This window comes from Flavihumibacter cheonanensis (assembly GCF_022352215.1).
Taxonomy (GTDB): Bacteria; Bacteroidota; Bacteroidia; order Chitinophagales; family Chitinophagaceae; genus Flavihumibacter; species Flavihumibacter cheonanensis.
On sequence record NZ_JAKRWF010000043.1, the window covers coordinates 1 to 292 of the forward strand.

1 protein-coding gene is annotated in these 292 nt (G+C 71.9%); it reads right to left on the reverse strand.

Translation table 11 applies throughout. The features are described from left to right. A partial coding sequence (locus MD536_RS21050; protein ID WP_239603766.1) for an alanine racemase occupies nucleotides 1–292 on the reverse strand: 292 nt, incomplete at both ends.

Sequence of the window (292 nt, forward strand, 5' to 3'; positions counted from 1 at the left end):
CCAGGTGGCGCCCTCCTCGACGGCGACCTCGAAGTCCTGCGACATTCCCATCGACAGTTCCGTCAGGTTCGCACCGCCGGGCGCTGCGCGCAGCTCGTCGCGCAACGCACGCAGCCGGGCAAAGACGGGCCGCGCCCGTTCGGGATCGTCTGCGGGCGCCGGAATCGTCATCAGTCCGACCACGCGCAGCGATCCGTGCGCAGACGCGGCGGCGAGCAGGCGGGGCAGTGCAGCCGGCGACACGCCGGCCTTCTGCGGCTCGCCGGAAAGGTTCACTTGGAGCAGCACCGGC